The following is a 13,934-nucleotide window of genomic DNA, read 5'->3' on the forward strand; positions in this document are numbered from 1 at the left end:
CCGGAGATCGCATCAGCCTCTCCGTCGCCAAAAGAGCTGTTCTGCTTAGCCGTCGAGCTCAACGCCCAGCGTCGGAGCGCTCTCTGCTCCTGAAGGAAGCCATGAGGTCCGCTCGGGCTTGATCGGAGGCTTGGCCGATGGACGTTGTGTTTGCGTCGCTCGGCTGCCGCCCGATGGCGAGGCTTTGCGAATTGTCAGTCCTCTGCCTTTTCGCCGGTCTCAACGGCGCTGTGTAACGTTCAGTGTTGATGATGACGCCCCCGCTGTTCACGCGGTTGCTCCTGTGCAATGTACTCGTCAGCTTGTCCTCGGCCTCGCGCGTCTGGCCCAAGTGCCGTTCCAACGGCGCTGGCGCGACCTGTCTGGCTTGCTGCTCTTGCAACGCGGCGTGTTGCACCTGCGACCCGGCTGCTGCCAAAGCTTCGGCGGGGCTTGCGGCAAGCTCGTGCGGCAAGCGGCCCTCTCTCAGTCGGTTTTGCAGCGCCTGCCGATCGGCGACGAGGTAGTTGAGGTGCAGCGGCAGCTGCTGGTCTGGCCGCTCTTCGTTCGCCAATCGACGAACCAGCTCGCGCGTGCCGTCCACCACGAAGACGCCGCAGTCAACAGCGTTTTTCTGCTGCGCCATGTCGGGTGTTACCAGGGTCGCGTCCAGTCTTGTAGCGAGCTTTCGTGCAGGCGCGTCGTTGTATCGCTGTTCATTTTGCTGGATGGAGTCGTAGTGATAGGCGACCGCTCTTTCCGGATCGCGGCGATCTACGAGGAGCAGCGACCAATGGGTGCCGCGGTCAATACCCACCCCATCGTTCACTGGCACGAACAGGAAGTCGGATGGGCCGGCGTTTCGATTATAAATCGACTGCAATGTGCCTCGCGCGTCTTGCTGCTCCATGTGGCGCAGCAGATGGGAGACCGACGGATCGACCAGCCGCGTCCGGGCGGCGAGCGCTGGATCGGCCTGCTGCAGCTGCTGCTCGAGGAATTCGTAATCCCTCTGGATATGTTCGTCGCCCAGCAGTTGGGTGGCCCCGAGCACCGCCCCCCGGGGGAGATTGGACGAGCCTGACGGAAGGGCTTCGATGTGTGCATCGGAGGAGGTGGTCAGATCGACCAACGGAACCCCGAGATGGGTGTCTGAGAGCCTGGCGGTCGCTGGCAAGGCGGGTCCCGGAGCCCTTGCCGGTACTGCTGCCGCTCCAGCTTCCCTTATCGCTCCGCGATGGAGGAGCCAAACGTCGTTGCCCCCCTCCGGCCTCCGGGCGGTGTAGCCGTGACCATTAATATCGAAGTGCCATTCCGGCTTTTCCGCATCTGGCAAGAGGCCATGGCGGTCCAAGAAAGAGAGCATTGCGTCTGGGACGCGTTGAGTCCCATGGGAGAAGTCTTTGGGGACGGCGAACGAAACGTTTATGGAGTCCTCGATCGCAGCCGGGGGCGCCTCGGACCTTGCTGAGGGCGCGGCTCCCGCATGCAGGCTTCCAATGTGTTCGGACCCTGTCCCTTGAACCGGTACCCCTTGCAATGGCAATTCACCCAACTGCCGCATGGGGGGCTGCATCGGCACGCGGCCGCCTTCGCTCGGCGGCTGCTGAATGGCGATGCTTTGCGGATTATCAGTCCCCTGCCTCTCCGCCGGCCGCAACGGCGCCGTCGAATGTTCATTGTTGATGATGAACCGCTCGGGTGGCAGGAGGTTGCCCTGGTCAAGCGCATCCGGCCAGGGCCGGATCTGCTGTTGGCTGGCAGCCAAGACTGGCGGGGCGGCGGCCTCAACTCCGGCGTGCCCAGAGCCGGCCGCTGCCAAAGCGTCCGCCACGATCCTGTCTGACGCAGGCTTCGCATCGCGAACCCGTTCAAGCGCCAAGCGGAGAAAATCGTTGCCTGGAAACAACGCCTCGGCGAATTTGATCCGTGAATCATGATCCAGCCCAGAGATCGTCTGGCCCCGCCTCTCAAGCGCCTCAGAAAATCTGCGAAGACTACGACCATAGGCAACACGGGTGCTTGGGGCCAAGCTGCTGTCACTGGTCACTTGTTCTAAGACATGCGCATCTGCCTTTGAAGGCACCGCCACTGGCCACCGGCCAGTCGCTGAATAGCCCGGCTCATGATACGCACGCAGGACGTTCAACGCCGGCCTTATATCCTTTATGTCAGTGTTTTTTGGAAAGAAGGTATCGAGGTGATCGACCAGGGATTGGTGATTTTTTAGATCAGTCGCTTGGCCACGAGCGCCGAGATCATTCGCCAATCGGCGAAGCGCATACGAGTATATTCGGAGCGTCGGCGCGCTATGGTGTTGCTGAGCCTCAGCATGGGCGATCGCCTTATCAATCACGTCCCGGTGTTCGTCGGACAAGTGGGGATAGCGGTTAGCCGGGGCACCAACAGACGCTGAATAGCCCGGCTCATGATACGCACGCAGGACGTGCAACGCGCTCTTCATATCATCGCTTTTCGGAAAGAAAGCATCGAGGTGATCGACCAGGGATTGGTGATTTTTTAGATCGGTCGCTTGGCCACGAGCGCCGAGATCATTTGCCAACCGGCGAAGTGCATACCTGTATTTTAGGACCGTGCTCTCGCTATATTTTTGCTGAGCCGCAGCGTGGGCGATCGCCTTATCGATAAGGTCCCGGTGTTCGTCGGACAAATGGGGATAGCCGGTGGCACGGGCGCCACTCGCGACAGGTTCGGCTCGGCGCGGCTCGGCCACGTGCTGCTCAAAACCCGCTTGCCGCGCTTGGCCAGCATCCGGCAAGGGGCCAGGGCGGTTCAAGGAAGAGAGCATCGCGTCTGGGACGCGTTGGGTCCCATGGGAGAAGCCTTGGGGGACGGCGAATGAGACGTTTATGGAGTTCTCGATGGCAGCGGGGGGTGCCTCAGCCCTTGCGGAGGGCGCGGCCTCCGCATGCAGCCTTCCGATGTGTTCGGACCCTGTCCCTTGAACCGGTACCCCTTGCAATGGCAATTCACCCAATTGCCGCATGGGGGGCTGCATCGGCACGCGGCCGCCTGAATTGCCGATTTCGCGCGGCTGCTGCTGAATGGCGGCGGCTTGCGGCGTATTCAGGGCCCTCTGCCTCTTCGCTGGCCGGAACAGCGCTGTGGAATGTTCGTTGTTGATGATGCCCCCCTGGGGTGGCAGGTGGTTGCCCTGGTCAAGCGCATCCGGCGAGGGCCGGATCTGCTGTTGGCTGGCAGCCAAGACTGGCGGAGCGGCGGCCTGAACTCCGGCGTGCCCAGATGTTGCGAAAGCGTCCGACACGCTTCTATTGGGGTCCTCCGGTCCAGCACGCATCCCTGGGTTGCTGAGCGAAGACGAGGCGGCTTGATCATCCTGCCGCTGCTGAAGCACTTCGCGGAACTCCTGTTCCAGTCGCAGAAGCTCCTCTGGATTGGTTGGCGGCTTGTGAGCTCGATTATCGAACAGCGGCCGCAAGGCCTCGGGAATCTCCGCATTGTGAACCCGCTGCAGCGCCAAGCGGAGTTTCTTGTTGCCTGGAAACAACGCCTCGGCGAGTTCGGTCCGCGAATTGTGATCCAGCCCAGAGATCGTCTGGCCCCGACTCTCAAGCTGCTCAGAAAATCTGCGAAGAAGACGACCATAGACGACACGGGTGCTTAAGGCCAACTCGCTGTCACTGCTTAATTTTTCCAAGATACGCGCATCTGGCTTTGAAGGCACCGCCGCTGGCCACCAGCCAGTCGCTGCATAGCCCGGATCATGATACGCACGTAGGACGTTCAACGCCGTTTTAATGCTCTGGTCATTCGGAAAGAAAGTATCGAGGTGATCGACCAGGGATTGGTGATTTTTTAGATCAGTCGCTTGGCCACGAGCGCCGAGATCATTCGCCAATCGGCGAAGCGCATTCGAGTATATTCGCAGCGTGTCCGCGCTCTGGTTTTGCTGAGCCGCAGCGCGGTCGATCGCCTTATCAATAACATCCCGGTGTTCGGCGGACAGATGGGGATAGCTGGCAGCAGGGCCGCCAGCAGTCGCTGAATAGCCCGGCTCATGATACGCACGCAGGGCCTTCAACGCGCTCTTCATATCAACGTCTTTCGGAAAGAAGGCACCGACGTGATCGACCAGGGATTTGTGATTTCTTAGATCGGTCGCTTGGCCACGAGCGCTGAGATCATTCGCCAACCGGCGAAGTGCAAACGTGTATTTTCGGGCCGTGGTCTCGCCATATTTTTCCTGGGAGTGGGCGATCGCTCTATCAATAAGGTCCCGGTGTTCGTCGGACAGATGGTGATAGCGGGAAGCACGGGCGCCACTCGCAAAAGGGTCGGCTCGGCGCGGCTCGGCCACGTGCTGCTCAAAGCCCGCTTGCCGCGCTTGGCTAGCATCCGGCAAGGGGCCAGGGCGGTCCAAGAAAGAGAGCATTGCGTCTGGGACGCGTTGAGTCCCATGGGAGAAGTCTTTGGGGACGGCGAACGAAACGTTTATGGAGTCCTCGATCGCAGCCGGGGGCGCCTCGGACCTTGCTGAGGGCGCGGCTCCCGCATGCAGCCTTCCGATGTGTTCGGACCCTGTCCCTTGAACCGGTACCCCTTGCAATGGCAATTCACCCAATTGCTGCATGGGGGGCTGCATCGGCATGCGGCCGCCTGAATTGCCGATTTCGCTCGGCTGCTGCTGAATGGCGACGGCTTGCGGCCTATCCACGGCCCTCTGCCTCTCCGCTGGCCGCAACAGCGGTGTGGAATGTTCATTGTTGATGATGCCCCCCTGGGGTGGCAGGTGGTTGCCCTGGTCGAGCGCATCCGGCGAGGGCCGGATCTGCTGTTGGCTGGCAGCCAAGACTGGCGGGGCGGCGGCCTGAACTCCGGCGTGCCCAGATGTTGCGAAAGCCTCCGACACGCTTCTATTGGGGTCCTCCGGTCCAGCACGCATCCCTGGGTTGCTGAGCGAAGACGAGGCGGCTTGATCATCCTGCCGCTGCTGAAGCACTTCGCGGAACCCCTGTTCCAGTCGCAGAAGCTCCTCTGCATTGGTTGGCGGCTGGTGAGCTCGATCATCGAACAGCGGCCGGAGCGCCTCGGGAACCTCAGCGCTGAAAGAAGGCGAGGCGGCTTGCTCATCCTGCCATTGCTGAAGCACTTCGCGGAGCCCCTGGTCCAGTCGCTGAAGCTCCTCTGGATTGGTTGGCGACTCGTCAGCTTGATCGAACAGCCTCCGGGCCTCGGCAAGGTGCTGCTCAACGCCCACTTGCCTGGCCTGGACCGCTTGATCCTCTTCCAAGCCGGCGTCCTGCACCTGCGGCAAAGCTGTTACACGGGATGGATTACTATTTCGCGGGTCCACACTAGCCTCACATCAAACTGTATCGTCAAAAATCCTGCGCCAATTCACGCAGCGGGTCATCGAGTTGAGATTCTGCCGAGAGCCCCTCGTCCGCTATCGTCTAGGGTACCGGCTCCGGGAGGGCGCCTGTCTGGCTTTCGAAGATGCGTTTAAGGATGCGGTCCGAAAAATATCGCACCTTCCTCAATTGCAATGGTGGCAGGCCTTTGATGAGAACAATCTCGTAGTCTTCATCGAGCAGCCGAACCTGTTCGGGACGCAGCAGCGGTGCACCTTGATGCGAATTCTGAATGTTCCAATCGAACGTTCGCGCCTGGCTGGCAAGGCCGTGAACGGGATTCGAGGAGAAACCGTCACTTACCATGGCCGAGACCTCAACGGCCGGGGCGATCTCTGCTTCTGGAGGCAGCCATTAGATCCTCGCGGGCGTGATTATAGGGGTGACTTAGGGACTGCCCGATTTCACCACCCCGCCGCAGCTGTTGACGGGAGGTTTGCGGGCCTACTGTATCACGGACTGAAGCCGCAATACCTGCTATGTGGTCGTCCAAATTCGCATTCCGTTCCTCTACTGCATGCTGCGGCGGAGGCATGTGCGGCAAGATATCTTGCATGCCGGGAACTGCGTGAGCTTGGGCCTGTTGATTTGCGTCGAACTGGTGATACACCGCCAATTCCGGCGGCTCGACAGGAGGCCGGGGCAGCGAGTCCAGTTGGTTGGCGGCCACCAGAACTGATTCCACTGCGTCTTGGTGCGTGCGCGAGGAAGGATCCATTCCGTAGGCTCCCTGAATCATCAGTGATGCGATTTCCTTTTGTTGGTCTTCAGGAATACGGGACAATGCGTTGCGTACACTATCAGCGAACTCGAGTGAGATCACTTGTACTTCTGCATATTTTTTCCACGATACGGGTGCGTTTTGCTTCCGGCGCAAATCGTTGGCAGTCTGTTCATTTGTGTCCGGATGCACGAACGGAATCAACCCCTCAACACGGTTTTTCAGGAATTCGGCGGTGCTTTTGTCCATCGACCAATGACCTTCCTTGACCGGCACTCCGCTCCATGCGCTGTCTTTCAACCGAACAGCGGGACCGTTGGCCCAGGCATCCATAACCACGGTCGACCTCGGGTCGCGGCTTCCGCGCCGCAGTTCGTTCCAAATGTGACCCGTCTTGACTGGGATCTCATCACTTTCGTCGGTTATCTCTTTCATTGACACGGAAGCACTAGAGGTCGTACTCCGCTCGTCGGCCGCCATGTGTGGGGCGTGGACGATAGCGGAAAGGGGAGCGGTCTGATTGCAGCACGCCGCTCCCATGACTACGGCCACTGCAACCTTAATGTTGTCGTCTGCTCCCATCATTGCAACCGACGATCCGATGCTGTTGTGGCCGTGAGAGGGAATGTCGTCCACCTTAACGTTTCCCCGGCCATGCTTGAGCAGCAGGCGAACGTCGTGAACTGTTTGCCCCGCTGTCGCGAGTCTTATCGGGCTGGTGACGTCGTCACCGACGACACACGCTCCCATATGATAGGCGGCCTGCTGGATCTGATGTGGCTCCAGAGGCGCATCTCCGCCCCGTCGCAACCTGTCGGCAGGCGTGCCCACGGAGACCCTCAGCGCTGCCGTGGATTCTCGCGGCGACTCTTCCGTGTCATATGTGGCATGTCGAGTCGATCCGGAGGATTTGGAGATGCAAATTCCCATAGCCGTTCACCTGTAGTGGAGTTTCTGATCGCCGAGGGACGGATACGCGAGACGGGCGCTTAACCGTTAGTGTCATCTGGATGAGCTTCCATCAAGGGTGCCGGCTCCGGGAGGGCGCCTGTCTGGCTTTCAAAGATGCGTTTAAGGATGCGGTCCGAAAAATATCGCACCTTCCTCAGTTGCAATGGCGGCAGACCTTTGATGAGAACAATCTCGTACTCGTCATTGAGCAGCCGAACCTGTTCGGGACGCAGCAGCGGCGCACCTTGAAACGAATTCTGAATGTTCCGGTCGAACGCTCGCGACTGGCTGTAGGAAATCGATTTGGCTTCAAACGTGTATTCACCGATGGCTTTGGAAATGTAGGTTGGAGTCTCGTCATCGGCCGTGGCCATGAACACTTGCAGTCCGGTATTGCTGAGAAAATTCTGCTTACCAGCCTCTCCATAAGCCCCCGTTAGTGCCGAAAGGCTTTGGATGATGAGCATGAAACGCCCCTTGTAGCCCGCGATAGTCGTAATTGCGGTCTCGATCGCCTCCAGCTTCCCCAAGTGCTTGAACTCATCGAGCAGAAAGAGAACCTCGTGCTTTTCGTCCTGGCGGGGCAGCGACCGCTGTAGAATTGAAACGGTTTGCTGAAAAAATAAGCGTATCAAAGGCGCGATCACCTCAAGGTCGTTCGGACCAACGCAAAGATAGATGCACGTTCTGCGACGGCGAAGATCATAGACCGAAAAGTCCGAGCGACTTGTAGCCGCCTTGACAGCCGGATCCGCCCACAAGTTGAGCCCGCCATCGCCGAGCACGGACGTGTAGGAGGTTAGGATTTTTGTATCGTTCCCCGCCATGTCGTCGAAGATGCGTTGTGCCTCTTTGTTCCGGGTCTCCATGGCGAGCTGCGCGAAGAGCTTAAACTTCTCCCCCGGCTGAGCGAACAGATCATAGACGGCGCCGATTGTTGGCGTGCCCCGCTCGATGCAGGCAAGGATCCCCGCGACAAAGATATCTCGCGCGCCGCTGACGAAACCTTCCGCCCCCTCCCCCTTGGCCGTGATCAGGTTTGCGGCCAAGCGGCGGGCTTCGGTGAATTGCAGCTGCGGAGGCAGCGCTATAAGGTCCAACAGCGGATTGTAGCAGTTGGTGCGCCGCTCCGAATCCAGCGGCGCGAATTTGAACACTTCGTGGCCTGCGGCTTTGCGCGCCCTAGAGGTGAGCTCAAAGAGCTCCCCCTTGACGTCCAGAGCTATCACTGAGCCTTTGAATGTAAGGAGCGTTGGAATGACTATGCCGACGCCCTTGCCAGCGCGGGTCGGCGCAACGATGAGGCTGTGAGGCTGCTCGCCATTGGTCAGGTAATAGCCAGGCCAGAAAGGACCACTCGTCTTCCCGAAGACCGGCCCTGTCACGCCACGGTATCGTCGCAGATATCCCGTGCGTCGCATTTCATCCACTCGAGCCCAACGAGCGGTCCCGTGGTGTTCGAGCTTGCGGCGCAATACGAACTGCTGAATCAGCAAGACAACCGCGGATGTCGAGAGCACGATAGCCGCGCCCTGATAGAAAACGGGGGTTGCGAAACCCAAATAGAAGGGCGTCTCAAACCAAAAGGCACGGACATCAAACGCCATCAGAGCCTCGCCGCTACCCCCGTGGCGGAAGGTTGCGTACAGACTCGCCGCACAGAACCCCAAGGCGAGTGAGCACGCGATGCTAATGGCTATGTTGGGGGACGTCGTTTTTGTAGAAGACATTGTTCCATGGCCGAATTAGCCGTGCTGATGCTGCGCTTGCTTTTGACACCGAACCGAGGTCGCGATGCCGACGCTCGACAGATCGATGCCGCAGCGGGTGGTGCGATGCTTGCATCGCGCCACCCGGCAGACGTGGATTTTGAAAGTTTCACTAAGCGGATACGTCGACGGCCAGGGAATTGGAAACAGCAAGGCCGTGAACGGAATTCGGGAGAGGAAGCGTTACTGCCATGGCCGAGACCTCAACGGCCGGTGCGATCTCTGCTTCTCCTAGCCTCCATTAGATCCTCTCGGGCGTGATTGTAGGAGTGGCTTATGTCCCGGCCGACTTGACCACCCCGCTGCAGCTGTTCGTGGGAGGTTTGAGGGCCAACTGTATCACGGACTGCAGCCCCAATACCTGCTATGTGGGCGTCCAGATCCGCACTGCGTTCCTCTGCTGCATGCCGCGGAGGAGGCATCTGCGGCAAGATGTCTTGCATGCCGGGAATTGAGTGAGCTTGGGCCTGTTGATTTGGATCTAACTGGTGATACATCGCGTACATAGCATTGGATGCTGTCGACCTGACGTGGCCATCCGGATCGGTAGCCAATTCAGCGGCCTGATCAAAAATGCGAGCTTTATTTTCAGCGTTAAACTTGCTGAAGTTTTGCGCAGCGTAAAGCGCTCCGATAGCTTGCGAAGGTGGGTCCATGTTGCCAATGCGATTAACAATACTATCTTGTGTCTCTGGCCGAAGGTAATGAGACACATTACTGACTGCTCTGAATTGCTCCAATGCTACTTCATCCGAGGTGTGTCCCAACCCGGCAGTCAATTTATCCCCCAGATCGACGGCTGATCGTCCAAGCTGATTGGTCCGCGTTTCAAATCTCGCGAGGTCAGTTTCTGGCTCGGTTCGAGTGCCCCGAACGGCTATGCGCTCTCGCCTCCCGAGTTCTTTGAAGGTCCCAAGATTTCGCGCTGTATCGCGCGGGTTAGCGCTTACCAGCCGTTCTGCAACATCGGTCAATGGTCCGTATGGAAGGTCACGGAGGGTACTGCGATTCCCCACGTCTTGGGATGAACTTGCAGCTGCGCGTGCCCGTTTGTTATCGCGATCCATTGCTCGGCCTCCAAAGTGGTTAAGTTACCCAATCAGGGTACCACCGACGCTTGACCTGCTAAACCGATATGAGGTTACAGTTGTAGTCTGGCAGAAGCTTCTCCCAACTCTGGGATACGCCGAGAGCCGTAACCGGGGCAGATTTCCGGGCGGAAGGGGTTTGCGGCGAGAGCGTTCGTGATTCACCGTTTGCGTGACGCATCAGGATCGTCTCGTATAAGAGAGTCCGTCGCGATACGCCCCGCGAATGACGATGGTACCTTCGGCTTGACTTATCCTTCGCGCTCTGCGGGTCCGACGAGAAAATCAGCCTACCTTGCTGAGACTACCTGCGGAGGACTTGCCGCTACGGCGGTCCTGCTCGATCTCGTACTTGATCTTCTGCCCGTCAACGAGGTTTGAAAGTCCAGCCCGTTCTACAGCTGAAATATGGACGAAAACGTCCTGACCGCCGTCATCGGGCTGGATGAAGCCAAAACCTTTGGTGCTGTAACCACTTCACTGTTCCGGTCGCCATATCTGTGTATTCCTTTGTGGCCAGTGCGAACCAGACGGGCCGTGAAGCCGATCCTGTTCATATTTCGTAGAGTTAAACCCAGCAAAAACCAGAATTACCCACCTCGGGGTTGCGGCGCGAAAAGCCATTGCTCTGTTTGGGAACGCACCGAACAGGTGCCGGTGAGCTTGAGCGCAACGCGCTGCAAGACGCTCGAGTGCCGAGGAATCTCTCCGACAAGGATACGTCTGAGCCGCCCAGTATGCCGGCTCGGCAACCACCCGAATGGATCGAAGCCGATCTGCAAAACGGATGGTGAGAGCGTTGGCTCGTTTCCAACCCATCCTGTCTCACCAGCGCGGACGCCTGGACGGATGTCAACGCCGGAAAAAGAACCGCATCGATTGGTCCCGCTTGCGGCCAGCTCCAGTCGGCCGCTCGATCGCAAGCGTGGTTCGAGGAGGAAGCTCTCCCAGGTGCAATGCGAGGAGACGCTGGTCCAACTCCTTGTCGGCTGCCGTAAGGCGGTGGTTCAGGCGAAGGTAGTCCATCCAGGTCGGGGTGCGGAAGGTTTCTGTCCAACGCGAAGGCTGCTGGAGGTCGCGCTGGAGATTCCAGTGTCGCGCACCAACGCCGCTTTGTACTCGCCGCCGTTCCCGCATCTGCTCCAGGAACGCTTCGACATTTGCTTCGGGTATTGAATATTCGATCTTGGCGACGATCGGCCCGCTTCGGGGCTTCAAATCCAGGGCAACCTGAGGCGTTTCGAAGCCAAGAGGAGCCTGATCGGAATCTTTCCATTGACGGATGGGCAGCAGGAAGCCGGTGCCAGCGACCAGCAGCAGCGCGCCACCTGAAAGCTCCAGAGCCGAGCTCAGCGAATAGCTCTCGGCCACCGTACCCCACAGCCAGCTGCCAGCCGCGATGCCGCCGGATGAAAGGGCATAATAGATCGAGAGCGTGCGACCAACGACCCACCTTGGACTCGCCAACTGGACGCTTACGTCCAGCCCGGTCCAGGTCACGACCCAGCCCGCGCCGCCGAGCGCCAGCGCGATAGCCGCCACCGCCACCGAGGGGGTGAAAGCAAGCGATAGACAACAAGCCGCACAGGCGATGCACGACAGTGTCGTCAAACGTTCCTGGGACAGCCTCCGTCTCAGAATGTTGTTGCAGATGCCGGCGAACAAGGCGCCGGTCCCGAAGCCGGCCATCAGGATGCCGTAAACGACTGGCCCTCCCCCCAGCTGATCGCGGGCGACGAGAGGCAAGAGCGCTAGTATAGAGATGCTCGTCAGCCCAAAGAGGGCACCGCGGGCAATTGCTGCCTTGATTTCGGATGACAGGGCAGTGAAGCGCGCTCCGTCATGGATCGCCGTGGTCAATGGTTCACTCGGCAGCGGTGACGAGCGAACATGCCATTTGCAGCGCCCTATGGTCCACAGCAGCATCAGATATGTAAGTGTCGCCACTGCGAAAGCCGTCAAAGGGCCAAAGGAAGCAACGACGACGCCACCGAGAGCGGGGCCGATGCTTCGGACGGCGTTATATCCGACCGAGATAAGTGTGACGGCGGCCGGAACATCGCGCTTTCGCAGGATATCGCCAACCGACGCGTGCCAGGCGGGGTCGGTGAAAGCGGCGCCTACTCCGGCCAAACAGCTGAATGCAAGAACCATCCATGGATTGAAAATTCCGAGACCTGCAAGAACAGTCAGCATCGTCGAGGACAATGCTATCACGCACCAGCCAGCGAACATGAGATTGCGGCGGCTGTAATTGTCCGCTAGGGCGCCGGCGATAATTGACAGGAGGAATGTGGGCAAGGTTGTCGAAGCCTGCACCAAGGCGACCATCACATCCGATGTCGAAATGGTCGCCATCAGCCAACTGATGGCAACCATTTGAATCAGCCACCCTAGACTGGATACCTGTGTGGCAATCCAGATCGGACGGAAAGTTGAATTCTCGAGCGGCGCGAACGTTGCCGATGACACCGGATTAACTTCTTCACGCGCCACCCCGCTCATTGGGCCGAGCCTCCCTTCGCTGCCAGTTGTATGAGATTTCTCCCCGCCCACGTGCCCATGGAGGAATGGCAGGATCAGGGCATTTTATCTGCGCAACGCAAGTTATTTTTGCCTGGCCGAAGCTGTGGCAGAACCGAATGCTTCCGGTGGAGCTATCGTTCCGCTATGCGGGACGAGACCGGTTCGATCCTGTCGTTGTCGATCCCCGACCACGTTACAATTTCGTCAGTTTGACGTTCCTTAGCGTCTCCAACCAAGCCACGTCCTGGGCATCGACTTCCCTTCTGGTGATCACGAGCTCCCGCGCATTGAACCGCCTCGCCAAGGTGGATCAGTAGTCTATCTTTGGCGTAGGTATTCAGCAGCCTGCTAGGCGCCCGCCGCCACGTGCGGGCGACGCCGGCATCAACCGGCGGGCAGATGCGCCGAGGGCAACAACCGCGCCTGACGCAACGCCGCCAGATCAGCCGAGCCGGTGCAGAAGCAGGCAACGGCCAACTGGCGGATGACGATCTCGAAATGCGCGACAACCGCCTCGGTGGACACCGTCGCCGCGCGCAGCACGCCGGCCGCCTGCCCGGCGATGTCCGCGCCCAGGCGGATGGCCTTGGCCACGTCGACGCCGTCGCGGATCCCGCCCGACGCGATCAGCTTCACAGTTGGCAGCGCCCGACGTACCGCCTGCACGCTGGCCGGGGTCGGAATCCCCCAGTCGGCGAACGCCATCGCCACTGCACGGTCGGCGGCATCGCGGGCGCGCTCGCCCTCCACCGCGGCCCAACTGGTGCCGCCGGCGCCGGCGACATCGATGACCGCCACGCCCGCCTTGACGAGCGCGCAGGCCACCGAGGCGGACAGGCCCGACCCCACTTCCTTGGCCACAATCGGCACGTCCACGCTGCGCGCGGCGCGAGCGATCTGCGCCAGGACGCCGCGCCAGTCGCGGTCGCCCTCCGGCTGTACCGCTTCCTGCAGCGCATTGAGATGGACGATGAGTCCATCGGCCTCCAGCGCATCCACCGCCCGGCGCGCCAGGTCCAGGCCGTCGGCCTCGCGCAGTTGCGCGGCGCCGATATTAGCCAGCAAGGGAATGTCTGGGGCCATGCGGCGCAGCGCGCGCGTCAGCCCCTGGGAGTTGCGGGATTGCAGGCTCACGCGCTGCGAACCGACGCACATGGCGATCCCCAAGGCTTGTGCTGCCTCGCTCAGATGCCGGTTGATGGCCTCGGCGCGTGGCACGCCGCCGGTCATGGAGCTGATCAGCAGCGGCGCGCGCATGGTCTTGCCCAGCAGCGAGGCGCGCAGGTCGATCTGCGTCAGGTCCAACTCGGGCAATGCGCAGTGTTCGAAACGGATGTACTCCCAGCCGGCGGCGACCGTGGCCGGCGCCGTTCGCCGATCCAGCACGATGTCCAGATGGTCGTCCTTGCGCCGGCTCGGGATGTTGTCGCTATCGCTCATGCTCGCTCCATCCGTCGCATCGGGGGACGGCGTTGCATCGGATCGGACCGACGGCAGCGCACGCACG

General features: G+C 60.1%; 5 protein-coding genes and 2 pseudogenes. All 7 read right to left on the reverse strand.

The genetic code is table 11. From position 1 onward, the window contains the following. Positions 1–58 precede the first annotated feature (58 nt). Positions 59–5,251, reverse strand: coding sequence for a Ulp1 family isopeptidase (locus tag HGP13_RS33400; RefSeq protein WP_246707212.1), 5,193 nt, complete (start codon positions 5,249–5,251; stop codon positions 59–61). 163 nt (positions 5,252–5,414) lie between these two features. After that, positions 5,415–5,633 (reverse strand): annotated as a pseudogene (locus HGP13_RS33405) (type IV secretory system conjugative DNA transfer family protein); the annotation flags it as partial. A 55-nt stretch (positions 5,634–5,688) separates the two neighbouring features. Next, the gene (locus tag HGP13_RS37645) at positions 5,689–6,729 is read right to left on the reverse strand and encodes a type III secretion protein (protein ID WP_246707213.1); all 1,041 of its coding nucleotides are present in this window, start codon (positions 6,727–6,729) and stop codon (positions 5,689–5,691) included. Between the two features lie 353 nt (positions 6,730–7,082). Then, on the reverse strand, positions 7,083–8,774 hold the full coding sequence (gene virD4 / locus HGP13_RS33415; protein ID WP_172234061.1) for a type IV secretion system ATPase VirD4: 1,692 nt from the start codon (positions 8,772–8,774) through the stop codon (positions 7,083–7,085). A 1,412-nt stretch (positions 8,775–10,186) separates the two neighbouring features. Beyond that, a pseudogene (locus tag HGP13_RS33420) lies at positions 10,187–10,397 on the reverse strand (cold-shock protein). Between the two features lie 356 nt (positions 10,398–10,753). Then, positions 10,754–12,406, reverse strand: a complete 1,653-nt coding sequence (locus HGP13_RS33425) for an MFS transporter (protein WP_027033423.1) — start codon at positions 12,404–12,406, stop codon at positions 10,754–10,756. A gap of 405 nt (positions 12,407–12,811) precedes the next feature. After that, positions 12,812–13,867 (reverse strand): type 2 isopentenyl-diphosphate Delta-isomerase, encoded by a 1,056-nt coding sequence (fni, locus tag HGP13_RS33430; protein WP_006329110.1) that lies wholly within the window; start codon positions 13,865–13,867, stop codon positions 12,812–12,814. Positions 13,868–13,934: the final 67 nt, after the last annotated feature.

Source organism: Mesorhizobium sp. NZP2077, from assembly GCF_013170805.1.
Lineage (GTDB): Bacteria > Pseudomonadota > Alphaproteobacteria > Rhizobiales > Rhizobiaceae > Mesorhizobium.